Annotated in this window: 24 protein-coding genes; 14 read left to right on the forward strand and 10 right to left on the reverse strand. The window is 59.1% G+C overall.

What is annotated here, in order from left to right; translation table 11 throughout:
• Positions 1-173: 173 nt before the first annotated feature.
• Genes fliP through fliF form a run of 4 tightly spaced genes read right to left on the reverse strand, consistent with a single transcriptional unit; the run spans position 174 to position 3,435 of the window.
• Positions 174-854, reverse strand: a complete 681-nt coding sequence (gene fliP, locus Q1A44_RS01465) for a flagellar type III secretion system pore protein FliP (protein WP_299621309.1) — start codon at positions 852-854, stop codon at positions 174-176.
• Positions 855-897: 43 nt separating this feature from the next.
• Positions 898-1,191 (reverse strand): FliM/FliN family flagellar motor C-terminal domain-containing protein, encoded by a 294-nt coding sequence (locus Q1A44_RS01470; protein WP_299618505.1) that lies wholly within the window; start codon positions 1,189-1,191, stop codon positions 898-900.
• Positions 1,184-1,786: a hypothetical protein gene (locus Q1A44_RS01475; RefSeq protein WP_299618508.1), complete on the reverse strand. Its 603-nt coding sequence runs from the start codon at positions 1,784-1,786 to the stop codon at positions 1,184-1,186. Before Q1A44_RS01475 ends, Q1A44_RS01470 begins: the two co-directional genes overlap by 8 nt.
• Positions 1,783-3,435 carry a flagellar basal-body MS-ring/collar protein FliF gene (gene fliF, locus Q1A44_RS01480; RefSeq protein ID WP_299618511.1) on the reverse strand — a complete coding sequence of 551 codons (1,653 nt, stop codon included), beginning with the start codon at positions 3,433-3,435 and terminating at the stop codon, positions 1,783-1,785. Before fliF ends, Q1A44_RS01475 begins: the two co-directional genes overlap by 4 nt.
• A 98-nt stretch (positions 3,436-3,533) precedes the next feature.
• On the opposite strand from fliF, the gene Q1A44_RS01485 reads away from it, so the two are divergent.
• The 5 genes from Q1A44_RS01485 to Q1A44_RS01505 all read left to right on the forward strand — a co-directional run bounded on the left by Q1A44_RS01485 (position 3,534) and on the right by Q1A44_RS01505 (position 8,237).
• Complete coding sequence (locus tag Q1A44_RS01485) at positions 3,534-4,022, forward strand: flagellar basal body-associated FliL family protein (protein ID WP_299618514.1); 489 nt, start codon at positions 3,534-3,536, stop codon at positions 4,020-4,022.
• Between the two features lie 9 nt (positions 4,023-4,031).
• Complete coding sequence (locus Q1A44_RS01490) at positions 4,032-4,409, forward strand: hypothetical protein (RefSeq protein WP_299618517.1); 378 nt, start codon at positions 4,032-4,034, stop codon at positions 4,407-4,409.
• Positions 4,410-4,606: 197 nt separating this feature from the next.
• Positions 4,607-5,008: a hypothetical protein gene (locus tag Q1A44_RS01495; RefSeq protein ID WP_299618521.1), complete on the forward strand. Its 402-nt coding sequence runs from the start codon at positions 4,607-4,609 to the stop codon at positions 5,006-5,008.
• 71 nt (positions 5,009-5,079) lie between these two features.
• Positions 5,080-5,949: a flagellar motor stator protein MotA gene (gene motA, locus Q1A44_RS01500; protein WP_299618524.1), complete on the forward strand. Its 870-nt coding sequence runs from the start codon at positions 5,080-5,082 to the stop codon at positions 5,947-5,949.
• A gap of 950 nt (positions 5,950-6,899) precedes the next feature.
• Positions 6,900-8,237, forward strand: coding sequence for a hypothetical protein (locus Q1A44_RS01505; RefSeq protein ID WP_299618527.1), 1,338 nt, complete (start codon positions 6,900-6,902; stop codon positions 8,235-8,237).
• A 282-nt stretch (positions 8,238-8,519) separates the two neighbouring features.
• On the opposite strand, the gene Q1A44_RS01510 is transcribed toward Q1A44_RS01505, so the two are convergent.
• Positions 8,520-9,137 (reverse strand): enoyl-CoA hydratase/isomerase family protein, encoded by a 618-nt coding sequence (locus Q1A44_RS01510; RefSeq protein ID WP_299618530.1) that lies wholly within the window; start codon positions 9,135-9,137, stop codon positions 8,520-8,522.
• Positions 9,134-9,886, reverse strand: a complete 753-nt coding sequence (locus Q1A44_RS01515; RefSeq protein ID WP_299618533.1) for an SDR family oxidoreductase — start codon at positions 9,884-9,886, stop codon at positions 9,134-9,136. The genes Q1A44_RS01510 and Q1A44_RS01515 overlap by 4 nt, the downstream gene beginning before the upstream one ends.
• Positions 9,887-10,029: 143 nt before the next feature.
• Between Q1A44_RS01515 and Q1A44_RS01520 the strand changes: the two genes are divergently transcribed.
• From Q1A44_RS01520 to lpxK, 6 genes are all read left to right on the forward strand, one after another.
• On the forward strand, positions 10,030-11,565 hold the full coding sequence (locus Q1A44_RS01520; protein WP_299618536.1) for a DUF2125 domain-containing protein: 1,536 nt from the start codon (positions 10,030-10,032) through the stop codon (positions 11,563-11,565).
• Between the two features lie 86 nt (positions 11,566-11,651).
• Positions 11,652-13,001, forward strand: a complete 1,350-nt coding sequence (locus Q1A44_RS01525) for a TldD/PmbA family protein (protein ID WP_299618539.1) — start codon at positions 11,652-11,654, stop codon at positions 12,999-13,001.
• The gene (locus Q1A44_RS01530) at positions 12,988-13,761 is read left to right on the forward strand and encodes a 3'(2'),5'-bisphosphate nucleotidase CysQ (protein ID WP_299618542.1); all 774 of its coding nucleotides are present in this window, start codon (positions 12,988-12,990) and stop codon (positions 13,759-13,761) included. Before Q1A44_RS01525 ends, Q1A44_RS01530 begins: the two co-directional genes overlap by 14 nt.
• Before the next feature lie 63 nt (positions 13,762-13,824).
• Positions 13,825-14,067 (forward strand): DUF4170 domain-containing protein, encoded by a 243-nt coding sequence (locus Q1A44_RS01535; protein ID WP_299618545.1) that lies wholly within the window; start codon positions 13,825-13,827, stop codon positions 14,065-14,067.
• A gap of 8 nt (positions 14,068-14,075) precedes the next feature.
• Entirely contained in the window at positions 14,076-15,296 is a 1,221-nt protein-coding gene (locus Q1A44_RS01540; RefSeq protein ID WP_299618548.1) for a glycosyltransferase N-terminal domain-containing protein, read from the forward strand.
• Complete coding sequence (gene lpxK, locus Q1A44_RS01545; RefSeq protein ID WP_299618551.1) at positions 15,296-16,279, forward strand: tetraacyldisaccharide 4'-kinase; 984 nt, start codon at positions 15,296-15,298, stop codon at positions 16,277-16,279. Before Q1A44_RS01540 ends, lpxK begins: the two co-directional genes overlap by 1 nt.
• Before the next feature lie 107 nt (positions 16,280-16,386).
• Here the strand turns inward: lpxK and Q1A44_RS01550 are convergent, their stop codons facing one another.
• Genes Q1A44_RS01550 through Q1A44_RS01560 form a run of 3 tightly spaced genes read right to left on the reverse strand, consistent with a single transcriptional unit; the run spans position 16,387 to position 18,715 of the window.
• On the reverse strand, positions 16,387-17,514 hold the full coding sequence (locus Q1A44_RS01550) for a CaiB/BaiF CoA-transferase family protein (protein WP_299618554.1): 1,128 nt from the start codon (positions 17,512-17,514) through the stop codon (positions 16,387-16,389).
• Positions 17,514-18,197 carry a DsbA family protein gene (locus Q1A44_RS01555; protein WP_299618558.1) on the reverse strand — a complete coding sequence of 228 codons (684 nt, stop codon included), beginning with the start codon at positions 18,195-18,197 and terminating at the stop codon, positions 17,514-17,516. The genes Q1A44_RS01550 and Q1A44_RS01555 overlap by 1 nt, the downstream gene beginning before the upstream one ends.
• On the reverse strand, positions 18,194-18,715 hold the full coding sequence (locus Q1A44_RS01560; RefSeq protein ID WP_299618561.1) for a DciA family protein: 522 nt from the start codon (positions 18,713-18,715) through the stop codon (positions 18,194-18,196). The genes Q1A44_RS01555 and Q1A44_RS01560 overlap by 4 nt, the downstream gene beginning before the upstream one ends.
• Before the next feature lie 84 nt (positions 18,716-18,799).
• Here Q1A44_RS01560 and mutY point away from each other — a divergent pair, with 84 nt between their 5' ends.
• The 3 genes from mutY to Q1A44_RS01575 all read left to right on the forward strand — a co-directional run bounded on the left by mutY (position 18,800) and on the right by Q1A44_RS01575 (position 22,232).
• Complete coding sequence (gene mutY, locus Q1A44_RS01565; protein ID WP_299618564.1) at positions 18,800-19,846, forward strand: A/G-specific adenine glycosylase; 1,047 nt, start codon at positions 18,800-18,802, stop codon at positions 19,844-19,846.
• An 83-nt stretch (positions 19,847-19,929) separates the two neighbouring features.
• Positions 19,930-21,066, forward strand: a complete 1,137-nt coding sequence (locus tag Q1A44_RS01570; protein ID WP_299618567.1) for an alkane 1-monooxygenase — start codon at positions 19,930-19,932, stop codon at positions 21,064-21,066.
• Positions 21,063-22,232, forward strand: coding sequence for a hypothetical protein (locus Q1A44_RS01575; protein WP_299618570.1), 1,170 nt, complete (start codon positions 21,063-21,065; stop codon positions 22,230-22,232). The genes Q1A44_RS01570 and Q1A44_RS01575 overlap by 4 nt, the downstream gene beginning before the upstream one ends.
• Here Q1A44_RS01575 and Q1A44_RS01580 read toward each other — a convergent pair.
• On the reverse strand, positions 22,229-23,581 hold the full coding sequence (locus tag Q1A44_RS01580) for an adenylate/guanylate cyclase domain-containing protein (RefSeq protein ID WP_299618573.1): 1,353 nt from the start codon (positions 23,579-23,581) through the stop codon (positions 22,229-22,231). The genes Q1A44_RS01575 and Q1A44_RS01580 overlap by 4 nt on opposite strands.
• Positions 23,582-23,750: the final 169 nt, after the last annotated feature.

Raw genomic sequence — 23,750 nt, forward strand, 5'->3', positions numbered from 1 at the left:
CACCACGTTCCCCAAGCTACGGCTGTCGGTCATGCCTTTGAACCTGTTTAGACAACGCGCCATCTATCCTGTTGTGCGTGTCGCAACTCTCTGATGCAGCGGCTGAAAAGCATCTTTTTCACCGCTCGTCCAATCATTCGCCCACAGAGACAAACGCCGTGGCGCGATTATACTCAGAAATAGCTGCGAACCAAGCTGCCCGCGATCAAACTCCAACCGTCGGCAATAACGAAGAATGCCAGTTTGAAGGGCAGTGACACGATCGCTGGTGGCACCATCATCATCCCCATACTCATCAGCACTGCGGCCGCGACGAGGTCGATGATCAGGAATGGTAAAAAGACCAGAAAACCAATCTGAAACGCGCGCGATATCTCTGACAGCAAAAAACTGGGTACCAAAACGGACAAAGGCGCGTCGGGTGACAGCACACTACCTTGAGTGTCTGGCCTTAGATCGGCCATGGCAGCAAATGTATCAGCATCCAACCGCGCGGCCATAAAGTCTCTGAACGGTGCCAGCGTCCGCGCAAAAGAGGTTTCGGCGTCGATCTCTTCGTTGAACAAAGGTTGCAGACCCTGTGTCCAAGCCTGAGTGAATACCGGCTCCATGACGAAATAGGTGAGGAACAGTGCAAGACTGACAATCAACATATTGGGCGGAGACTGTTGCAACCCGATCGCCTGGCGCAGAATCGACAGGACGGTCACGATGAAGGGGAAACAGGTGACCATGATCGCCAGGCCCGGTGCCAGGCTCAGCACTGTGATCAGGGCAATAAGTTGGAACGTTCTTGCGCTCAATGATCCGTCATCACCAAACGATATGGCAATATCTTGTGCCAAGGCCCCCATTGGAAGGGTGACCAGCCAGACCACGACCAACCATCGAAATAATCTAGGCACTGGAACCTGTGTCCAGTATCTCAATCAAACGGACGACAAGTTGACCGTCCTCGGTGCCTTCTGCTTCTTCGAGGATGCCGCGCGCGATCAATTTATCACCGACAAACAGATCGACCGGGTCATCAACTCTCTTGTCCAGGGTCAGCACCGCATTCTCACCCAACATCACAAGGTCGCGCACCAGCGGTCGCGCACGGCCCACAGATACGGTGATTTCTATCGGAACAGCAGTGAACGGATTGTGCGTGTCAGAAGCAAGCGTTTGAGTGTCGGGCAGGTCAGCCATGAGGCGCCTCCTTGTTTTCAATGGCAAAGAAATCGGAGATCGAAATACCTATTCCGTCTACAACGCGATGTAAGTCCATTTCCCGCTCATCAGTCCCAAGTCGCAATATTGCCTGTGTCGGAGCCAGAAGCGGATCAGCCATCAGCGCAAACGGCCTGTCCAGATCTTCCGCCAGCAACGCGTGCACGGCCTCTTTGTTCTCAGGGGAAACGACGATCTCAATGCTTCGCTCAAGCGCATCTTTGCAGATCATCAACACCTGTTCCCGGATATGAGCGCCAAGGCTTTCCTGCGCGATTTGCGGCAAAATAGTTGCAACCACCTCTTCCATGATCGATTGGACGACATCCGTCAGAGACTTGCGCACTTCGTGATATTCGAAAGACGCATCTTGCAGGTTGGCGGCGAGAGCGGCTGAGACATGGCCGCCTGTACTCGTCTGCGCTTTTACCGCATCCTCCCAACCGGCTTGGTATCCGTTCTCGAAGGCCTGCAGTTTTTGATCCTCGACTTCTTCGATCCCCAGGGCTGTCACAGTCTTTGGCTTTTTGGGCACATCCCCAAAGTCTTCAAACAGATGCGTTGCAGTCATCATGCGCGCTCCTCGTTTTCTTCAAGCCAGCTTCGCAGAATTTCGACAGTTTCCTCTTGCCGGTCGCCAATCATGGAACGCAATCGGTCAACCGGATCCGCAGAAACACGATCGCCCATAGAATCCGCGCTCGCAAAGCTCAGGGCCGGCAAATCAGGAAGGTCCGAATTGATCTGGATGTCTTCGAACTCCGGCAGATCGTCACCTAAATCGCTATCGATCGTCGGCAAAGATTCGGCCTCGGGCGGGGCAACGGGCGGCAAGGCAGCGGGCATCGGTTCGATGGTTTGGTTTTGTGACAGCAACGGGCGTACAACAAACAATCCCAGCACAAGCGCAACAACCGCCAGAACGATCATTTGGATCGCGGACATCATATCAATTTCAAACTGGTTAAGCAGCGATGTAGACGCTTCCGTCCCCATGGGCACAACAGACTGTAATCCCATGGATTTGATCGTGATTATATCGCCACGCTCTTCGTCAAAGCCGACGGCAGAGGCAACCAGTTCGCGCAATGCACCAATCTCAGCCTCCGCGCGTGGCACAAAAGTCTCTGTTCCGTCTGCGGCTCTCTCGACAGTCTCGTTCACCAAAACCGCGACCGTCACCCGCTTGATCGCTCCTGCCGCACGCACAATGGCGCGTTCCGTTTCCGAAACCTCATAATTGATACGTTCGCGCGTCTCGCTGTTCTGAGAAGAGGCTGTATCGCCTTCCGCCCCGTCCCCGTCCGGCAGGTTTGATGCGACAGTCACGTCCCCCCCGCCTGCCTCATTCGAATTGCTCGTGCGTTCTTCGGTATCGGTACTGATCGCCACACGACTTTCAGGATCAAAGCGGCGTTCTCTGATTTCTTCGGTCTCAGTCACCGTATCAACACTGACCTCAACCACGGAATTGCCGTGCCCGACCCGCGCCGCAAGCAAACGTTCGACCCGTTCGCGCAGCATTTGAGCCTTGTCGTCGGCTCCGGTTGCTGGTGCGACCTCATCTGTGGATCCGATCAACGTGCCATTTGCGTCAATCACGGCGACATCATCCGCCGACAAACCAGCTACCGCAGATGCAACCAAGAAACGGATGGCCTTTGCCTGCGACGCAGTCAGTCCGGCACCATTTGGCGTGACGGATACAGAGGCGGTCGGCGTCACGCTACGCTGAAATGGGTTCGACCCGGTCGATGCAATATGAACCCGCGCCATCGAGACGTGCGAACTTGAAACAATTGTCCGCGCCAGCTCGCCTTCCTTTGCGCGCCAATAGGCGGCGTCGAACATCTGAGATGTAGTGCCGAACCCAGACAGCGTGTCCAAAAGCTCGTATCCTCGACTGCTATTTGCGGGCAGCCCCTCACTGGCCAGTGTCATCCGCAGCTGATCGCGGTTCGACGATTCCACGAAAATGGATCCTCCGCGTACTTCAAACGGAACACCGCGTTGTTCTAGCGAACGGACGACATCACCCGCAGCACCATTTTCAAGCCCTGCATAAAGCAAAGTCATCGAAGGTGCGCTCGCGATGCGTGACATCGCAAGAACAGCCAGAAACATAACAACGGTTGCCACCACGACCGTGATCTGCCGCCGGATATCCAAGCTCATCCAGACATTTAGTAATTGCTGCACAATTGCCTCCGTCTCACCGCGCATTCTGCCCGGTCGTGGCAACAGCAATGACGGATGAGCCTTAACAATCGGTTAGTTGATCTGTGCCAAAACAGCTTTTGACACCAATGAACGGGTTTTAGATGTCGGATGCTGTGGCGGATCCCGCCGAAATAGCCAAAAAACCATCCAAGTTGCCTTTATTACTTGGAATTGTAGCGGCTTTGTTGGGCGCCGGTGGAGGATTCTACGCCGCTTATTCCGGTCTCATTTTGCAACCCGAATCATATGTTGAGGCTGCCGATGCGAAAGTGGAACCGGGTGCGTTGCCAGATGTGGCCTTCGTTCCGGTCGAGCCTATGGTCGTGTCGCTCAGCCCGGCATCAGATAACAGACACTTGAGGTTTCGCGCCCAGTTGGAAGTGCCCTCGCAGCATGCGCCAGACCTTGAATTGCTGATGCCGCGCGTCGTGGATGTCTTGAATGGGTACCTCAGGGCGCTTGAGATTCGCGATATCGAAAGTGCGGCCGCACTGACCCGATTACGCGCTCAAATGTTGCGCCGCGTTCAAATCGTGGCCGGGCCCGGACGGGTCAATGACCTGCTCATTATGGAATTCGTCCTCAACTAAAGGTGAGATATGGAACTGATTGCTGATATTCTTCTAGCGGCCGGGGCCATAGGTGCCGGTTTTTACTGCTTTATTCTGGGACGCAGGCTCAAGAAATTCAACAGTCTGGAGCAGGGCGTGGGTGGTGCTGTCGCTGTTTTGTCGGCCCAGGTTGAAGACTTGCGGAAAACGCTGACCGCCGCCCAGCAAACCGCTGCTGCATCTGCTGAAACGCTCAGCGACATGACTTATCGCGCCGAAGAAATGGCCAAGCGGCTTGAGCTGCAGATGGCATCCATGCACGACATTCCCGAGGTTGCAACGCCCAAGCCGCAAGCGCAGCCAACCGCCGAACCACAATACCCGTCAGAGCCGATGTTTACACGCCGTGCGGCGGGGGGACGCTAATGCCCCGTAAATCGAAAACTGTCGTTGTTCGAGGTTCCGTCCTTTTGATCGCAAGTTTGTTCGTGGTCTCCGCGATGCTTCGGATACTGACGAGTGCGGAAAGCGCCTTGGCCGAAATAGGGACGGCGGACGGATTTGCTTTGCCAGTGGCTGCAGAACCCGCAAAACCAAACGTTTCTGACCGCAGCCGCACAGAAATGGCATCGCTATTGGAAGCTTTGAGGGCACGCGAAGCATCGGTTGTTGAACGCGAAACCGACCTCGACATTCGTGCCAAAGCATTGGACGTCGCACAGATCGAGATTGAGCGTCGTCTGGATGCATTGGAGGCCGCCGAAAACCGCCTCGAATCAACGCTCGCAGTTGCGCAATCCGCCTCTGAAAACGACCTGGCGCGCCTTACGACTGTATATGAGAACATGAAACCCAAGGATGCAGCGGCCCTTTTCGAAGCCATGGAACCGGAGTTTGCAGCTGGATTTATCGCACGCATGCGCCCGGATGCAGCGGCCAAAGTGATGTCTGGCCTCAATCCTCAAGCGGCCTATTCGATCTCTGTCATTATGGCGGGCCGCAATGCAAATGCGCCAAAAAGCTGAAGGAGTGAGAGGCTTTGTTAACCGCATTCTGAAAAGATGCGCGCAACGCAACGCAGTCAAAGAGGCTTCTCATGGTCGGCATTATCGGGATCATTACCATCTTTGTCATGGTATTTGGCGGCTATCTTGCCGCCGGCGGCAAAATGGGCATCATCCTCAAGTCTTTGCCATTCGAGATGACGATGATCATCGGCGCAGCGGTAGGCGCCTTTCTCATCAGCAACTCCATCGCCGAAGTGAAGCACACAATCAAAGATCTTGGCAAAGTCTTTAAGGGACCAAAGTGGCAAAACGAAGACTACAAGGATTTGCTCTGCCTGTTGTTCGAATTGATCCGGCTCGCCCGACAGAACCCGGTGGCAATCGAGGAACACATAGAAGACCCTGAAAACTCAAATATCTTCGGACGCTACCCAAAAATTATTGCCGACAAAGAAGCGACGGCTTTGATCTGCGATACGATGCGATCGGCATCAATGAATTATGACGATCCCCACCAGGTCGAAGAAGTGCTTGAAAAGCGCATTGACGCCAACATGCACCACGCAATGCATTCAAGCCATGCCTTGCAGACGGTGGCGGATGGCCTGCCAGCTTTGGGCATTGTTGCCGCAGTCTTGGGCGTGATCAAAACGATGGCTTCAATCGATCAACCACCTGAAATTCTTGGGAAATTGATTGGCGGCGCTCTTGTGGGGACTTTCTTGGGCGTGTTTCTCGCCTATGGGCTTGTCGGCCCGTTCGCGGCCAAGGTGAAAGCGGTTGTTGAAGAAGACGGCCATTTCTATCAATTGATCCGCGAAGTTCTGGTCGCAAACTTGCACAACCATGCGACCAACATCTGCATCGAAGTCGGGCGTCAAAATACACCTTCACATTTCCGGCCAAGCTTCTCCGAGTTGGAGGATGCGTTGAAATCCGCGAAGCAACACGCCGCATGATTTTGAAATACGGTTTGATCATGGGCGCATTCCTCAGCGTGCTGGCAGTCCAGAGTGCAGCGGCCCCGATCGGCGTGAGATCAGGCGCCCACGAAGGCTTTTCCCGTTTGGTACTGGATGTGCCGCCAGGTACGGATTGGGCTGTGGAAAACAAAGACGGACTCGCACGCGTAACCGTGGCTGGACATGCTGATGGCTTTGACATCAGTAATGTTTTCGATCGCATTGATCGCAGCCGCGTCGCTGATGTCACGGCCTCCACAAGCTCTATCGATATCCAATTTGCATGCGAGTGTAGGGTGACAGCCTTCGAGCAAGGGGCACGGATGATTGTTCTGGACGTATCTGAAGCATCGGCGGCCGTACAAAAGGACGAGCAAATCGAAACTCCGTCAGACCCCTCCCGGCCTTTGTCGGGGATTGCGGAAGCGAATCCAATCGCCCTTCCGCGAGACGCCCGCACGCAACGAACGGGCGTCGCCTATGCCGCGAACAGTAATATCGCAAACGCGGCCCGCCAACTTGATCAAACGGCTTTGGCGGACAACGGGCGTCTTCAACAGGCCCGCGCACAAATCACATCCGAGTTCAGCATTGCGGCGTCTCGCGGGCTATTGTCTCCGAAAACGCGAACGATCGACTTACCGCTGACCCAGGGCAGGCCCCAAATCGATACGCGCATATTTGACTCCTCCGCTCAACAGGTGATGCCAGCCGACACGGTCACGCCGATGGAGGGGAGCAATTTGCGCATAACCAGCAGCGCTGACATCGCAATAAATGAACGAGGGTCTTCTGTTGCGACAAGCCTCGGTATCAGTTGCGCCGACCCAAAGACGATGAATGTCAATGATTGGGGATCAGACCAGCCATTTTCATCCCAGATTTCCGGCTATCGAAATCTGTTGTTTTCTGAATTTGACAGGTTGAACACTGACGCCGCAGTCAAGTTGGCGAGGGCTTATTTGTACTTCGGTTTTGGCGCAGAGGCGCGGCAAATCCTGTCGATGGACGCACAACTGGCGCGCGACAACCCCGCGCTCATCGAAATCGCCGAGATCATGGAATACGGCTCTGCGAACAATGCCCGGTACCTTCCGAATTTTACCGAATGCGACACGGCCGTGGCGCTTTGGGCAATCCTGGCCGAGCCGTCGATCGACACGGCAAAACAGATCAACATCAAAGCGGCCTTGCGCACCGTCACCGCATTGCCGATGCACCTCCGTCGCTTCATTGCCCCCGAGTTGAGCCGCCGTTTGCTTGACTACGGCGATCCTGATGCGGCAGCGGCGGCCTTGCGCAGCGTGGAACGCACAGCAGAGCCGATGTCACCCAATGCAAACCTGGCGCGCGCGAATCTGGACCTGGCACAAGGCAAGGTGGCAGAAGGACAGGAGCGACTGGCAAAGGTCGTCTCTTCTAACGTTGAACAGTCGGCTGCCGCTCTGATCCAGTTCATCGACTCGCATTTGGACGCAGATGCGGAGATCGACCAAAGCGTGGCAACGCTTGTCGAAGGCTATGCACTTCAAATGCGAGACGAGCCGATCGGAGCGGAATTGCGCCGCGCACATGTTCTGGCCCTGGGGAAATCCGGTCAATTTGACGCCGCATTCGATGCGTTGGACCGAGTGCGGGAGCGCGATGCCGCGTCCATGGACCTCACTTTGAAATCGTCGATCCTGACATTACTGACTCAAAATGGAGAGGACATTGAATTTCTCGACCATGTGTTTGAACAGATGACGTATTCGCTTGGGTCGGTCAAACCCAGGGCCAAAGTTAAAATCGCGCGCCGCCTCGTTGATCTGGGATTTGCCCGCGAGGCCGAAACCGTCCTGGGCGCGCGGGAAGACATTCCAAACACAGCTGCAATCAAAATCCTCAGAGGGCAAATTGCCCTTGAGCTTGGACGCCCATTTGAAGCCGAAGCCTTGGCTTACGGCATCGACACGCCCGAGGCAGACATGCTGCGCGCGCGCGCGAAAAGGCAGGCGGGTGCGTACGAAGCCGCCCATACAATTCTAGAAGACCTGGGAGAGCAGGATGCCAGCGCGCATTCCGCGTGGTTGGCAAATTCTTGGACCGCTCTGGTGCGCGAGGACGCGCCAGTCTTTGGTCAGATCGCGCGTGTGGCGCAAACGGAACTGTCGGAGAATACTGAGCTGCAAGGCATGCTGTCTCGTACAAGCGAAGCCATTTCCGAAAGTGCGGCCGCCCGTGCCACGATAAGAGACCTGCTGCGCACGACCACTAGTACCGCGGGGCAAAGCCCGGCAAACTGAGCGCCACGCATCAGCCAAGAACGGCAAGAAAACGCCGATCACTTGCTACGTCTCTCCAGCGAAGGGGCGCTTTCTAGCGGATTTCTCGTCATTGCTGTTCCGCAGCCGCGATACCGCAACTTGCAATGCAAAAGCGGCCAACCCGTGCACCCGTTCCTCGCGGGTCAACGGCGTTGAAATCGCGGGCATTTTGCGCCGCGGTATACGTTTGATATCGTGATCGCGAGCCATAGCAATCGGACGCTAGCACGATTCCAATTTCAACGACAGGCTGCATAATCGTCACTGCATGTTTGCGCACATCGCTTTGATTTTCTGAGCATGAACAGGATCTGCGGCCGCGACATCGGCGCACAGCGCCAGCGCGCGGACCATGACGTCTTCGTCCTCGACGATTTCATCAATCAGCCCGTAAGCCAAAGCAGTTTGCGCCCCAAGCTTTTGCCCCGCCGCGAAAACCATCTTGGTCCGCGCAGGGCCGATCAGCGCCGCCATGCGAAGTGGGTCGCTGGGTTGCGGCAAATACCCCAGCTTCATGACCGGATAGAAAAACGAGGCGCGTGGCACGGCAATGCGAATGTCGCACGCCAGCGCCATGCCAGTCGCACCACCGGCCAACGTCCCGTTCAGCGCAGCGACTGTCAACCCGGGCAAGGCGGCAATGGCACCCGACAAACGCTCCCAATCCGGCGATGTGGCCAAGCCGGCCTTGGCCGCGTCCAAATCCGCCCCTGCACTGAACACTTTCCCAACACCGGTCAAAATCACAGCCCGCGCGGATGCGGCCCTTTCGGCCACGTCCGCCAAATCGGATAACATTTGCGCGGTCAACGCATTCGCCTTGCTCGGGCGGTTGAGCGTGATGGTCCAGATCGGGCCCGCGTCATCCACCTCGATCATTTCAAGCCCACCCGGTCACGAATATCCTGATCGCGCAACGAAATCTCCTGGCCAATCCAAGGATCGGCTTCGGGTGAGCACATCCACAACAGCGCGCGGGCAGGCCACTCGGCAGGAATGTGGTCAGACCAATCCAACTGGCTGACCGGATTGATGCCACTCGCCTTAATTTCACGCTGCATTTGGGTGGCCACGGTTCCCGGGCTCAAGCCCATGGCACGGATACCATCGCCAGCATTTTCCTTGTCGACACACCGGGTCAGCATCGCCGCAGCGGCCTTGGATGCGCAATAGTGCGACCACGCCTCGACCGGGCCATGGGCCGCGCCAGAACTGATCGTCAGGATTGTCCCGCCACCTGCGGCCTGCATCACCGGCAAAGCCGCCCGCATTCCGTAGAACACGCCCTTGAGGTTGATATCGATGACGTGCCCCCATGCGTCCGGGTCAGCGGTCGCAAGATGTGAAATCGGCTCAACGACCCCAGCATTGCCGATCAAGACGTCCAGCCCGCCAAAATGCTCTGCCGTTTTTTCCACGGCCCCGGCGACGTCCTCATACCGGCTGACGTCACAGGGCAAGGCGATGGCCTGAGTCCCGATCTCTGCAGCCAACTCTATGATCGCGTCCGCCCCCCGCGCAACCAGCGCCACATTCGCCCCGGCGGTCGCAAAAACGCGTGCCGTATCGGCGCCGATCCCACGGCTTGCTCCGGTGATCAGAACAGTTTTCCCAGTCATATCGTGCATCTGCACTGCCCCCATTTGTCTCTAAATTGGTTGTCAGTCTGATCTTGTGGTACGCGGGCAGGCTTCATAGGTCCAGCCTACGACCTTGACGGCCCGTGCGCCCTGCCGGACCATGTGCCGATATTCGACAAAAGGATTCTCTGATGCCCCGTTTCACATTCACGGCCCCCTGCGCCGCGCTGGCTTTGTGCATGCCCGCCTCTGCCGCCCTTGCCGACGTCAGCGCCGCCGAAGTCTGGTCAGACTGGAAAGCGATGATGACCAGCGGCGGTTACACGCTAAGCGCCGTCGAAGCTGCAAGTTCAAACGGGGTTTCGGTTTCGGATATGTCCCTGACAATGGACCTGAGCGACGCAAACGGCCAAGGTGCTCTCACCGTGGTCTTTCCGGCAATCCGCTTTGTCGAAAATGCGGACGGCAGCGTCACAATCGAACTACCAACCGATACGACAATTGACGTAGCTATGGCGCCCAACAGCGGCGAGGCGGTGTCCTTTGCCATCGACGCCAAAGTGACCGATCCGGTGATGACGGCCAGCGGCGATCCGGACGACCTGACCTACAATTATACCACTGCGGCCACTGATCTGGTGATGCGCGATCTGAGTGTCGATGGGGTGGGTCTTGGCCCCGACATCGCCAGCGCGTCGGTCACACTGCAAGACACGTTCTATGTGCTGACGTCCAAAACCGAAGACCTGAAGACTCTGACACAAACCGCCAAAATCGGTGCCGTTACCTACAGCTTTGATTTCGCTGATCCAGCCAGCAGCGACAGCATGGACCTGAACGGGACAATCCGCGACGTGGCCTTTGATGGCGGCGTTGATCTGCCCCCAAACATGGATCCGACGGATGTGAATGCACTCCTGAATGCCGGTTTCAACTTCGGCGGCACCTTCACCACGCAAGGCGGCAGCTATGACGTCACCTTCAACAGCCGCACAGACGGCAGCGGCACGATCAACGCCACATCCGAAGGGGCCGAGATCACGACGGCCCTGTCGCCTGCCGGGCTCAGCTATGCGCTGTCGCAGCGCGGCGTGAACGCCAACATGTTGTTCACCGCCTTCCCCATACCTGTCTCATTTGCCGCGGCGGAAGTGGCCACAAATGTGCAGATGCCGGTGCAGAAATCCAATGACGCACAAGGTTTTGCGATGGGTGTAGCGATGCAGGGTTTGACCGTCTCGGACACGCTTTGGGGTATTTTTGATCCCGCAGGCCAATTGCCCCGCAGCCCCGCCAACCTGCTTTTGGATCTGACGGGCACGGGCAAGGTGCTGTTTGATTACCTTGACCCGGCCCAGGCCGAAGTGATGGCACAGGCGGGCACCGCGCCCGGCACTTTGGATACACTGGCTCTGAACACGCTTGAGCTTGAGGCCGGCGGCGCCCGTCTGACCGGTGCGGGTGCCTTTACCTTTGATAATGATGATCTGGTGACGTTCGGTGGCTTCCCACGCCCCCAGGGCGCTGTTGATCTGATGCTGACAGGGGGCAACACCTTGCTCGATACGCTGGTCAACATGGGCTTTGTCCCCGCCGAGCAGGCCATGGGCGCGCGGATGATGATGGGCCTCTTTGCCGTACCGGGTGATGGGCCCGACACGCTGACCTCGCGCATCGAAGTGAACCCAGAGGGCCACGTTCTGGCCAACGGTCAGCGCATCCGCTGAGGCGGCACGGGGCAGGTCTGACCGCACCTGCCCTTGCACAGCCCCGCCTGCCCCGCTACCTCACACCCAACACAGCGGAGCAGCGCATGACACCTTCCGACCTTTCCACATTGACGCAACGCCTGATCGCCGCCGCGCGAAACGCAGGCGCAGACGCCTCTGACGCCATGGCCGTTCAGGGCACTTCGGTCTCTGTGGACGTGCGGGCGGGCGCATTGGAACATGCCGAACGGTCCGAAGGGATTGACCTGGGCCTGCGAGTCTTTGTGGGTCAAAAACAGGCCAATGTGTCGTCTTCGGACACGTCTGACCGTACAGTCGAGGAAATGGCCACCCGCGCCGTGGCCATGGCCCGTGAGGCCCCCGATGATCCCCATGCAGGCCTGGCCGATCCTGACCAGTTGATCACCGATTGGGATATCGACGCGCTGGAGCTCTATGACCCGACACCCGAGCCTTCTGCCGAAACCTTGCAAGACGATGCCATGGCGGCCGAAGCAGCAGCCCAAGGCGTAAATGGCGTATCCCAGGTTCAGCAGTCCACCGGCGCATATGGCAGCCGCCAGGTCTGGCTCGCCACCAGTACCGGTTTTTCCGGCGGCTACACCCGAACCGACCGCGCCATCAGTTGCGTCGCCATCTCCGGCACTGGAACGGGAATGGAACGGGACTACAGCGGCGACAGCCGCATTTTCCAAAGCGATCTGCGCCCCGCCGCCGAGCTTGGTCGCGAGGCTGGTGAGCGGGCCGTGGCCCGTGTTGGCGCGCGCAAGCCGCCCACCGGGCAATACCCTGTCATCTTTGACGAACGCGTGTCTTCCACGCTGATCGGCCACCTGTTGGCGGCGGCCAATGGCAGCGCGGTGGCGCGCGGGGCATCGTGGTTGCGAGACCTGTTGGGAGAGGCCGTTTTGCCTGACGGCCTGAACCTGGTCGAAGACCCGCACCGCCCCCGCACCGGCGGCAGTCGCCCTTTCGATGGTGAAGGCCTGGCAACCGAGCGGCGAAATATCGTGGAAAACGGCGTGCTCACCGGCTGGACTTTGGATCTGGCCAGCGGGCGCAAATTGGGCATGGCTTCGACCGGGAATGCCGCACGCGGCACCTCGGGCCCGCCCAGCCCCAGCAACTGGAACGTGGCGCTGGACCAAGGCACCGCCAGTCAGGCGGACCTGATCCGCGACATGGGCACGGGGCTGTTGGTGACCTCCATGATTGGCTCGACCATCAATCCGAATACAGGCGACTATTCGCGCGGGGCTGCTGGCATCTGGGTTGAAAATGGCGAGCTGACCTATCCGGTGAACGAATGCACGATCGCGGGGTCGCTGCCGGAAATTCTGCGCCGGATTGTTCCCGCGAATGATGCACGCACGCACTTGTCACGCGTGGTCCCATCGCTTTTGGTCCCGGGAATGACCCTTGCCGGCAACTGATCTCCCCCTGCTGATTGACGCCGCCCGCATGGCTGGACGGGTGGCCACCAGCTTTGTCGGGCCGACGGCTGCGCGTTGGGACAAGCCAGACGACGCAGGGCCCGTGACCGAAGCTGACTTGGCCGTCAACGACCTGCTGCTCTCGAACTTGCGCTCTGCGCGGCCCAACTACGGATGGCTATCCGAAGAAACCGAGGACACGACAGAACGGCTGTCCCAAGACACCGTCTTTATCGTCGATCCCATCGACGGCACGCGCAGTTTTGTCGAAGGGGGGCGCACATGGGCCATCTCGATCGCTGTGGCGCACAAGGGTCTGGTGACGGCGGCGGCCATTTACCTGCCCCGGCGGGATAAGATGTACGGCGCGGGGCTTGGCTTGGGCGCGACGCTCAATGGTTCCCCTCTGTCCGTAGCCAAGACACCGGACCGGGCCAAAGTCCTCGCTGCCCGCCCCAATCTGGACGAACGGCATTGGCCGGGCGGCGTGCCCCCCGTCGACCGCCATTACCGCCCCTCGCTGGCCTACCGCTTGTCGCTGGTGGGTGAAGGGCGCTTTGACGGGATGCTGACGCTGCGCCCCAGTTGGGAATGGGACATCGCGGCAGGTGCCTTGATCGTGTCAGAGGCGGGCGGTCAGATCACAGACCGGACCGGCACGGCGCTGCGCTTCAACAATCCGCACCCCACGCTGAACGGGGTTGTGGCGGGCTCCGGTGCGCTGCATGCGGACCTTGTCGGGCGACTTGGCACAGCTTGACCCCCCAGCGCAGATGCGCAAACTGCCCTCAACAGAAAAACCCATGATCCAAAGGATGACCCCATGACCCAACGCCTGCACCTCGTTTTTGGCGGCGAATTGGTGGACCCGTCGAAAAACGTGTTCAAAGACGTGGATGACCTGCACATCGTTGGCATCTTTCCCAATTATGAAACGGCCTATAACGCTTGGAAATCCGAAGCACAGCGCACAGTCGACAACGCGCATATGCGCTATTTCATCGCCCATCTGCACCGGCTGCGGGACGAAGAAACCGAAACCGCCTCGACCGAAGAATTGGGCTAAGGCCCCTGATGCGCGGATCCCTCGGCCTATCGGCCTATCGCACATTGGCGCGGCGGCGCGGGGGGGCAGAATTCGTTCCACCCCGGCCGCGACCAACAGGCGAACTGATCTGGATCCATGCCGCCGAAGAGGGCAACAACCGCGCCCTTAACGATCTGGCCCACCGCCTGGTCAGCATGCGCCACGGCTGTCATGTGTTGCTGACTGCCGCCCATGACGGTTTTAATACGCGCGGCTCCGACGCTGTAATCGCCCAGGATCTACCTGGAGAGCATCCCGATGTGACTGACGCCTTCATCGCCCACTGGAAGCCCGATGTGGTGATCTGGGCCTGGGGTGGTCTACGGCCCAACCTGATCCTGTCTGCGGCCGATAGCGGGGCTTATATGATGCTCATTGATGCCGCGCGAGACGGCTTTGATAGCCGCCGTGACAGGTGGCTGCCAGAAGTGCCCCGTAGCCTCGTGTCTAAGTTTCACACGATCAGCGCCCGGTCCAAGCCTGCGCATTTGCGGCTGGCCCAACTGGGCGGCGCTCTGGAAAAGATCAACCTAACTGACCCGTTGCGCCCCTTTGGCCGAATGCTGCCCGCCAGTGACAATGATCTGAAAGATGTGACACAGGCCCTCGGCGGCCGCCCGGTTTGGTTGGCCATGCACGTGGCCGCCGACGAGGCGCAAACAATCCTCAAGGCCCACCGCCAGGCACTTATGGCCTCGCACCGCCTTTTGTTGATCCTGCATCCGGCTCAGACTGGCGATGCCCTCGATATGATCGACATCGCCAACGCCTCCGGACTGCGCACCACATGTTGGAGCGGGGGGACACTGCCGGATGACAACACCCAAGTGCTGATCGCCGACACCGCCGAGGATCTGGGCCTTTGGCTGCGGGTTGCACCTGTGTCCTTTCTTGGCGGCTCGGTTCGGCCCGGCCACACCAGTTGCGACCCCTATCTTGCCGCAGCCCATGGCACCGCCCTGATCTATGGCCCTCACGTTGGCGCGAATGTGGATGCCTATTCTGGCCTGATGAACGCTGGCGCCGCCCGTATCGTGAATGATGCCGACACGCTGGGCCGGGCCGTGATGCAGATGATCGCCCCCGATCAAGCGGCCCAGATGGCAATGGCCGGCTGGGATGTCGTGACCCAGGGCGCCGACAGTCTCGACAGCATTATCACCCAGGTCCAGGACCGCCTGAACGCCGTCCAGGACGGGAACGCCTGATGCGCGCGCCCGAATTCTGGAGCGCGCCCAAAGGGCCGCTTGCGATGCTCTTGTCACCGCTCGGCGCTCTTTACGCGCGTGCTACGGCACGCAGGCTGGCCAAAGGGCCACGCGAAAAAATGCCCGTGCCTGTGATCTGCGTCGGCAACATCAACGCGGGCGGCACGGGTAAAACGCCGACCGTGATGGCCGTGACGGAACAGCTGCGCGACCTCTTCCACGACCCCCACATTGTCAGCCGTGGCCATGGCGGGTCGCTGACAGAGGTGACCGAAGTGGACCCGCGCCGCCACAAGGCGTCCCAGACAGGCGACGAACCCCTTTTGCTCAGCGCGTTTGCCCGAACCTGGATCGCCCGTGATCGTGCGGCCGGGGCCAAGGCGGCCATTGCGGCCGGGGCGACCGTCATCGTACTGGATGACGGCCTGCAGAACCCGAGCCTGGCTTATGATCTGTCAATTGTGGTGGTGGACGCCGAAACCGGCTTCGGCAACGGCCTTTGCCTTCCTGCCGGCCCTTTGCGCGAACCTGCGCATGTGGGACTGAAACGGGCCGACCTTCTCCTGTCCATCGGGGACGACGCGGCGCAGGCAACGTTCGACGCAACAGCTTTGCCCGACGCATTGCCCCGCATCCGCGCCAGCCTGGAGCCGCTCCAGACCGGGATGGATTGGACCGACACGCCCATGATCGCCTTTGCAGGTATCGGGCGGCCGGAAAAGTTCTTTGCCACTTTGCGCAGTTTGGGGGCCAAAGTGCTCAGAACCGAAGGGCTGGCCGATCACCAACCGCTTTCCCCCGCTCTGCTCAACCGGCTGGAAACCGAGGCGCGCAGCAAAGGCGCACAATTGGTGACGACAGAGAAAGACGCAGCACGGCTGCCGCCCGCTTACCGCTCCAAGGTCATCACACTGCCCGTGCGGCTAAAATTCCAAGACTCTCAACACCTCGACGCGGCGCTGAAGAACCTCGGCAAACCCTGACACTTCTTTTGGCCAAAAATATCCCCGCCGGAGGCACAAAACCGCAGCTGCCGGAGGCAGATGCAAAATATCGCGTGGCGCGTATGCGCCTCATTTCTACAGAAGCCTCAGGCGTCACCCTCACCCAGTTTTGGTGACGGACGGCCCAAGGACAGTTCCGCATCCGAAAACAGGATCGGCGTGCGAATGCCCGGAACACCACCCGCCTCGATTTGAAGGCCTCGGGCCCGCACTTGCGGGTCAGCCATCACATCCGCCATGTTATTGATGGGCCCCGCAGGTACGCCCGCATCCTCGCAGGCCGCCAACAGGTCCGCACGCGTCCGCAAAAGTGTCGCGGCGGTCAGGCGCCGGGTCATTTCGTCCCGATTGGCGATCCGGTTCGAATTGCGCAAGAATTCCGGTGCCTCAACCATCTCGTCCAACCCCAGCAAATGGCACAGACGTTGATATTGGCCGTCATTGCCGGTCGCGATGATGATGTGCCCGTCGGCACAGTCGAACACCTGATACGGCGTCAGATTCATATGCGCGTTGCCCATCATGCCAGGGGCCACACCGCTGGTCAGGTAGTTCATCGCCTGGTTCGAGGTCATGGCCACCGCGACATCCAGCAAAGCCATATCGATATGCTGTCCCAGGCCAGTCTGTGCCCGCTGATGCACAGCTGCTAAAATCGCCGTGGTCGCGTAAACGCCGGTAAAAAGGTCGGTAATCGCCACCCCAGATTTCTGCGGCTGCCCGCCCGGTTCGCCGGTGATCGACATCAGGCCCGACATGCCCTGAATGATGAAATCATAGCCTGCGCGCGGCGCATATGGGCCCGTCTGGCCAAAACCGGTGATAGAGCAATAGATCAGCGTGGGGAAATCAGGCGACAGGCTTGCGTAATCCAGGCCATATTTGGCCAAGCCTCCAACCTTGAAGTTCTCGATCAGAATATCTGCCGTGCCGATCAGGTCGCGCAGGTCTGCCTGACCAGCCTCGGTCTTGAAATCAATCACGACCGACGATTTGCCCCGGTTCGTGGAATGAAAATAGGCGGCAGAGACATCATCGTCCCGCGCCACAAAGGGTGGGCCCCACTGGCGCGTATCGTCGCCGCGCGGGGCCTCGACTTTGATCACCTCAGCCCCAAGGTCGGCCAGGGTCTGGCCGGCCCAGGGGCCCGCCAGCACGCGCGCCAACTCGACGACGCGCAAACCCGCGAGCGGGCCATGGGGTGCAGATGTCATCAGCTGCTGGCGTCGTCGATCAGGCCACGCATCTCTTCATAGGACATGTTGTTATAGGTCCGGCCATCTATGACAAAGCTGGGGGTCGAGGTGATCCCGTCCTCAGCCGCGTTTTCCTGATACCAGGCCACCAGAGTACGCAGGTTGTCGCCATCTTGCAGGCAAGCTTCAATCGCATCATTGCCCAGACCTGCCAAACGACCAATCTTGCGTAGCTCGTCAACAATCGCCGAAGGGTCACCGCCACCGGCACGAGTCCATGTGGACTGGCCAGCATAAAGCAGATCGGTGATTCCAAAGAATTTTTCAGGGCCCGCACAACGGGCGATGGCGGAGGCCCAGAGGCCAAAGCGGTCAAAATAGACCTCGCGGTAGACAAAATTGATCAGGCCCGTGTCAATGTAATCGGCCTTGAGCTGCTTGAACGGCCCTTCGTGAAACCGCCCGCAGTGCGGGCAGGTATAGCTGGCGTATTCGATGACCGTCACAGGTGCGTCGGGGTTGCCAATCGACATTTCGATGACGGAGGACGTGTCAATATCGGCTCCGGCCTCTTGTGCGCTGGCAGCCCCGAGAAGGGCAGTCGCCTGAGGATTGTCGAGAGGATTCGATGGGGCAGAGCTGTACCAGAAGTAGCCTGCGACCCCGATGGCAACAGCCACCACGGCGAGAATGCGGTTCATGTGCGTGTTCCTTGTTTTTCTTTTGTCAGAATATTCGCGCCCAGCCGTTCAAGGGCCTCGCGCAATGTGTCGTCAGCGACCGGGGCCACGACGGTCGACGCGGCACGGTGCATTGCGGCGTCCGGTGTCTTTGGCCCGCTCTCTTTCGGTTTGTGATCAAAAGCCACCCGCCCGTCGGAAAATCCGGTTGAGGCGGTCTGTGTGATCCGGATGCGGGCAATGGCATTAAATCCGTAGACCCCGTTGACCTTTGTGCGCAGCTGTTCCTTTTGCATCTCAAGCATTGGCGCCTGCGCGCCCGTGGTCAGCAATGTCAGCGTCGCCCCCATGCCGCCCCGGCCATAGCTGACCTCAACCGGCCTTGCGATGGCGGCGATGTCTGCCCCCACCACTTCGGCCCAATCGGTCAGCAACCGGCTTTGGGCAAAGCCCCGGCTTTCGCTCGCCTTGCGAATCCGCCCGGTCAGCAGCGATGCCGTCCGTTTGAACCCTTTTGTACTGGCGCGGCGCGTGGCCATGGCTATGTTCTCCTTCACTCAAGCGTGATCATAGCGGATGCGCGCGCCCGAACCCAGATCAGATGCCTGAAAGGAACATAAATCTTGCGTGACCTCAGCGCCGAGTTGCTTGACTGGTATGATGTGCATGCGCGGTCCATGCCCTGGCGGGTGGCACCTGCGGACAAGCTGGCGGGCCAGCGCCCCGACGCTTACGCCGTCTGGATGTCCGAGATCATGTTGCAACAGACCACAGTTGCCGCCGTTACCGCATATTTTCAACGCTTTATCGCCCGCTGGCCCACTGTCGCGGATCTGGCGGCCGCCGAGGATGCCGATGTCATGGGCGAATGGGCGGGCCTTGGATATTATGCCCGTGCGCGCAATTTGCTCAAATGTGCCCGCGCAGTCGTGGAGGATCATGGCGGGCAATTCCCTGCCGATCACGCCGCCTTGCTGAAACTTCCGGGCATCGGACCCTATACCGCTGCCGCCATCGCCTCCATTGCCTTTGACCTGCGCCACACGGTTGTCGACGGCAATGTGGAACGTGTGATGGCCCGAATGCATGACGAACACACGCCATTGCCATCGGCCAAGCCAATCCTGACCGAGATGGCGGATGCCCTGACGCCCGCCAAACGCCCGGGCGATTACGCCCAGGCAGTGATGGACCTGGGCGCCACGATCTGCACGCCCAAATCCCCCGCTTGCGGCATTTGTCCTTGGCGCGATCCTTGTGTGGCCCGCGTCAACGGCACTGCCCCGGAACTACCTAAAAAAACACCCAAAGCGGCCAAGCCCATCCGTCACGGCACCGTCTATATCGCCACGCGCGGCGATGGGGCCATCTTGCTGGAAACACGTCCCGACAAGGGGCTTTTGGGCGGTATGCTGGGCTGGCCCGGGTCTGACTGGATCGCCGCTGATGGCCCACGTCCACAAAACCCGCCCCTTTCAGCGAATTGGACAAAGCTGGACGGTGAGGTGCGTCATACGTTCACCCATTTCCACCTGATGTTGGACGTGATGGTCGCGCAAGTGCCTTTGGGCGCCGAACCGACGACCGGCACTTTCCTGCCCCGCGCCCAATTCCGCCCCTCTGACCTGCCCACAGTGATGCGCAAAGCCTACGATCTGGCGCAAAGCTGACCGCCAAGCGCCGCGTTACACTTGGCATCAGGCGCAGTGGGCGTATGATCTTTACCTGCGCGCAACTCAAAGGATCACGAGGCATGACCCTTCCCCCCGACACTGTCGCCAAGTTCCAAAACGCTCTGCCGTTCTGGATGTCCTTCCTGCTGGTCCCCTTGGCGTGGATCAGCGCTTTGTATGGCGGCTGGACCGTACTGCTGTTGCCCGTGATTACCTGGTACATGTTTTCGGTGCTTGATCTGGCGGTCGGGCTGAACACCGACAATGCGGACCTTGAAACCACCGAAGATGACTTGTTTTGGTACCGCGCCATCACAACCGCCTGGGTGCCGGTGCAGCTTCTGATGCTCTTTAGCCTGATCTGGTACGTGGCCCCGGCCGAGCACCTGAACACGTTCGAAAAAATCGCCGTCTTCTTTGGCATTGGCGTGATCACCGGCACGGTCGGGATCAACTATAGCCACGAGCTGATGCACCAAAAGAACAAGCTTGAACGCTGGCTGGCCGATGCTCTTCTGGCCATGGTGCTTTATTCGCATTTCCGGTCCGAACACCTGCTGGTGCATCACCGCTATGTGGCCACGCCGCGCGACCCCGTGACGGCGCGCATGGGCGAAAGCTTTTACCGGTTTTACCCTCGTGTTCTCAAACAATGCTTTCACTCGGCCTGGAACGCGGAAAAGGCGATGCTGGCGCGCAAGGACCTACCCGTCACCGACCTGTCCAACCCATTCTGGAAATACTGGACGCTTCAACTGATCTTTGTGCTGCTGGCCTTTGCCCTGGGCGGCTGGGTCGGTGTTGGGCTCTTCCTCATGCAGGCGGGCGTCGCGGTCTGGCAGCTTGAGTTGGTAAATTATATCGAACATTACGGCCTGACGCGCAAACATCTGGGTGACGGTAAATATGAACATGTGAAGCCACAGCATTCGTGGAACGCGGCCCACAAGGCGTCGAACTGGTTGTTGATCAATCTGCAACGGCATTCCGATCACCACTACAAACCCGACCGGCGCTTTCCCGTGCTGCAAAACTATACCGAAGCAGACGCACCGCAACTGCCTTATGGCTATCCGGTGATGACGATTGCGGCGATGATCCCGCCCATCTGGCGCAAGGTGATGAACCCCAGGGTCCGCAAATGGCGCGGCATGTATTACCCTGAAATCACCGATTGGGCGCTTTACAACAAAGCCGCCAACCCGTTGCCCCGATGATCGACGAGACGCTCAGAACTGCGCTTGATCAGGCTCTGCAACGCGACGACCGGATTGTGTTAGCCGTCAAAACCGTCTCGGCAACCCAGATGCGGCGCCTGCACAGCGGCCTGCGGTACCAGGGTTTTGGGATGGTGTTCGACACCCCCGACCGCGTCCATATCGAGCGTATTATTCACAAACTGCAAACCGGTGGCTTGATCTGTGACATCGGGATCAAGGATGGCGCACGGCCGTGGGAGCGGCGGGTGCTGGATGGTCAGGCCTTTGAAGTAATCGAAGCTCTCAAAATCTTCGGGAGCAATCCGGAAGACCACCAGGTGATCAATGGGGATGACTTTGACCCGGACTGGTTTGCGGGCCCGCGCGACAAGCCAACCGACCGCCCATACGTGCCAGAACAAAACCTCTCTGGCATGGTCCAAAAAGACCTCGACATCACCAGCGGGCGCGCGGTCTTTCGCGAAAAGATGGAAGGCCGCGATTATGATTTCGAGATTCGCGAGCCCGATGGCACCGTGATCAAAACGATGTCCGGCTCGGAAAACGGCGTCCAGTACATGGAGCCGCACGTCTATTTCGACAAATCCTCAGAAGGGCATCGTATCCGTTTTATGGACCCCGGGGATGAGGATGTGCTGTTGGATCTGCCGCCGCCCGCGTCGGTTGTTCCGTTTGATTTCACGCGATACGATCTGACCCAAACGATTTTTCCCAAGCGGTTTCATGGCAACGCCCCCGCCGCCATTGCCCGCGCCGCCGCCAACGGCACCACCTATGTCATCGACGAAGGCTGGGCGCCCTACAGGGTGGTGCGTGGCGTGAATGGACAGTTGGAATTATTGCCCCCCGATCAACAACACGGGCCCGACCTGGATGAAGACAACCTTAGGCCTGTGTATCTGCACGCCGTGCTGGTCAGCGGCGGACCAAAAAGTTTTTGCATCCAGGTGCCAAACGGCATGTCCAAACCCGATCACATCGCCCGGTTTGAGGCGTGGATGCACGCCCTGCGCCCCGGTCGCGGTATTCGGGACAGCACGGGGCAGTTGTTCGACGGCCAGAGGTTCGAAGTGCAGTCTCTCAAGCTGACCCGCCATAACGCGTGGCGCCACAGCTATGTCTCTGACGCCGATCACGACCCCGCCACACTGACGATCACCTAGTCCAGCACCCAGACTGGCAACGGCTCTGCCACGCCGCGCACCTGTTGGTCGGGTGCGCGGCGAAAACCGCTTGCCGCTCCGGCGGCGGCCACCACCGCATCGCTGACGATGGCCTGCACGTCCAGCGCGCGTGTCATCGCCTCAAGCCGACTGGCCACATTGACCGTGTCCCCCAGCACTGCAAATTCCAAACGGTTGGCCCCGATATCGCCCAGAACCACAGTGCCGAAATGCAGGCCAAAGCGGGCATCAATTGCGGGCAGCCCATCCGCCTTGCGGTCCATGTTCAGCGCTGCCATCCGGTCCACCATCGCCGTGACACAGGATAGGGCGCGGGCCGCATCATCCTGCAAGGGAAGTGGCGTTCCAAAGGTCGCCATCAGCCCATCACCGAGGTACTTGTCGAGGGTCCCGCCATGGGCGAACACCTCACTTTCCATCCGCGCGTGAAAGGCGCGCAGGGTCTCGATCACCTCCTGGGGCGGGCGGCCATCGGCATAGGTCGTAAACCCCACGATATCGACAAAAAGAACGGCGGCGTCATGGCTGCGGATCTGGCCCAAAGGTTCGTCTTTGGTTGATAACTCTTCAACCATTGTCGGGCTGAAATAGCGGGCCAGGTTGGTCCGCTCGCGGGCCATTTCGGCACTGTCGAGGATCAACGCCTGATAACGCCGCACGGTCATGGCCAGGATCACCGCCACAATGACAAAGACGAACACCTCCTGAATACGCAAATCCCAATGCACCAGGTTCGGGTTCATCTGCACGCCAAGATCGGGAATGTCAGGAAACATCATTTCGGCCCCTGCGGTGACGCGCGGGTCTTGCCAACCGAACCACCACACGCAGGTGGCCCCCAACAACCAAAGAGCGGACGTCCAATTCCCGATGGCAACGATGGTACGCCAGGAATAGCTCAACACGCCCGCAGCCAGGATGACATAGAAATACTGGAACACGTCAAACTGATAGATCAACGCCGTTGGCACCAGATTGTTCTGAAGCGGATTGGGCACCAAAAGCGCAACGGTCATCAACAGCAAGTCGGCAAACAGCAACCCCAACTCGGCCCGCGATTGTCCGACCTGCCCGACACGGCGCTGCAACAGACCGACCAGCACAAGGCAGAACAACAAGAATAGATACCAGCTCACGTCCCAGTTTGGGTTCAGGTAGATCAGGAACAAGGCGGTCGCTGACAACGCGCCAACCCGCGCCTTGACGGCCAGGTCCATCCCCTCGCGTTTGTGACGGGCCAGAGCCTCTTGGACATACTTGTTTTGCGGGGCCTCGGCATCCGTTTGGGCGCGGCCAGAAGACAAAACTGAGGTGCTGATATCAACCATGGATCACGGGCCCTTTGCCATTCTCCAGACCAATGTAACGCGCATTAACAAAAAAGCCCCGCCAAAAAGGCGGGGCAAAGGTGCGGTGCGTGCGGTTAAGCCTTGGGTAGGGCCGCAGGCACCAGGCGGTGTTCTCGGAACTTTACGTTTTCATCATATCCAAGCGACG

The sequence above is a fragment of the uncultured Tateyamaria sp. genome, from assembly GCF_947503705.1.
Classification (GTDB): Bacteria; Pseudomonadota; Alphaproteobacteria; order Rhodobacterales; family Rhodobacteraceae; genus Tateyamaria.

Bases quoted from the DNA above. Each gene is read 5' to 3' on its own strand.
- fliP (WP_299621309.1), bottom strand. From the start codon at position 854: ATGGGGGCCTTGGCACAAGATATTGCCATATCGTTTGGTGATGACGGA.
- Q1A44_RS01470 (WP_299618505.1), bottom strand. From the start codon at position 1,191: ATGGCTGACCTGCCCGACACTCAAACGCTTGCTTCTGACACGCACAAT.
- Q1A44_RS01475 (WP_299618508.1), bottom strand. From the start codon at position 1,786: ATGATGACTGCAACGCATCTGTTTGAAGACTTTGGGGATGTGCCCAAA.
- fliF (WP_299618511.1), bottom strand. From the start codon at position 3,435: ATGCGCGGTGAGACGGAGGCAATTGTGCAGCAATTACTAAATGTCTGG.
- Q1A44_RS01485 (WP_299618514.1), top strand. From the start codon at position 3,534: ATGTCGGATGCTGTGGCGGATCCCGCCGAAATAGCCAAAAAACCATCC.
- Q1A44_RS01490 (WP_299618517.1), top strand. From the start codon at position 4,032: ATGGAACTGATTGCTGATATTCTTCTAGCGGCCGGGGCCATAGGTGCC.
- Q1A44_RS01495 (WP_299618521.1), top strand. From the start codon at position 4,607: ATGGCATCGCTATTGGAAGCTTTGAGGGCACGCGAAGCATCGGTTGTT.
- motA (WP_299618524.1), top strand. From the start codon at position 5,080: ATGGTCGGCATTATCGGGATCATTACCATCTTTGTCATGGTATTTGGC.
- Q1A44_RS01510 (WP_299618530.1), bottom strand. From the start codon at position 9,137: ATGATCGAGGTGGATGACGCGGGCCCGATCTGGACCATCACGCTCAAC.
- Q1A44_RS01515 (WP_299618533.1), bottom strand. From the start codon at position 9,886: ATGCACGATATGACTGGGAAAACTGTTCTGATCACCGGAGCAAGCCGT.
- Q1A44_RS01520 (WP_299618536.1), top strand. From the start codon at position 10,030: ATGCCCCGTTTCACATTCACGGCCCCCTGCGCCGCGCTGGCTTTGTGC.
- Q1A44_RS01525 (WP_299618539.1), top strand. From the start codon at position 11,652: ATGACACCTTCCGACCTTTCCACATTGACGCAACGCCTGATCGCCGCC.
- Q1A44_RS01535 (WP_299618545.1), top strand. From the start codon at position 13,825: ATGACCCAACGCCTGCACCTCGTTTTTGGCGGCGAATTGGTGGACCCG.
- Q1A44_RS01540 (WP_299618548.1), top strand. From the start codon at position 14,076: ATGCGCGGATCCCTCGGCCTATCGGCCTATCGCACATTGGCGCGGCGG.
- lpxK (WP_299618551.1), top strand. From the start codon at position 15,296: ATGCGCGCGCCCGAATTCTGGAGCGCGCCCAAAGGGCCGCTTGCGATG.
- Q1A44_RS01550 (WP_299618554.1), bottom strand. From the start codon at position 17,514: ATGACATCTGCACCCCATGGCCCGCTCGCGGGTTTGCGCGTCGTCGAG.
- Q1A44_RS01555 (WP_299618558.1), bottom strand. From the start codon at position 18,197: ATGAACCGCATTCTCGCCGTGGTGGCTGTTGCCATCGGGGTCGCAGGC.
- Q1A44_RS01560 (WP_299618561.1), bottom strand. From the start codon at position 18,715: ATGGCCACGCGCCGCGCCAGTACAAAAGGGTTCAAACGGACGGCATCG.
- Q1A44_RS01570 (WP_299618567.1), top strand. From the start codon at position 19,930: ATGACCCTTCCCCCCGACACTGTCGCCAAGTTCCAAAACGCTCTGCCG.
- Q1A44_RS01575 (WP_299618570.1), top strand. From the start codon at position 21,063: ATGATCGACGAGACGCTCAGAACTGCGCTTGATCAGGCTCTGCAACGC.
- Q1A44_RS01580 (WP_299618573.1), bottom strand. From the start codon at position 23,581: ATGGTTGATATCAGCACCTCAGTTTTGTCTTCTGGCCGCGCCCAAACG.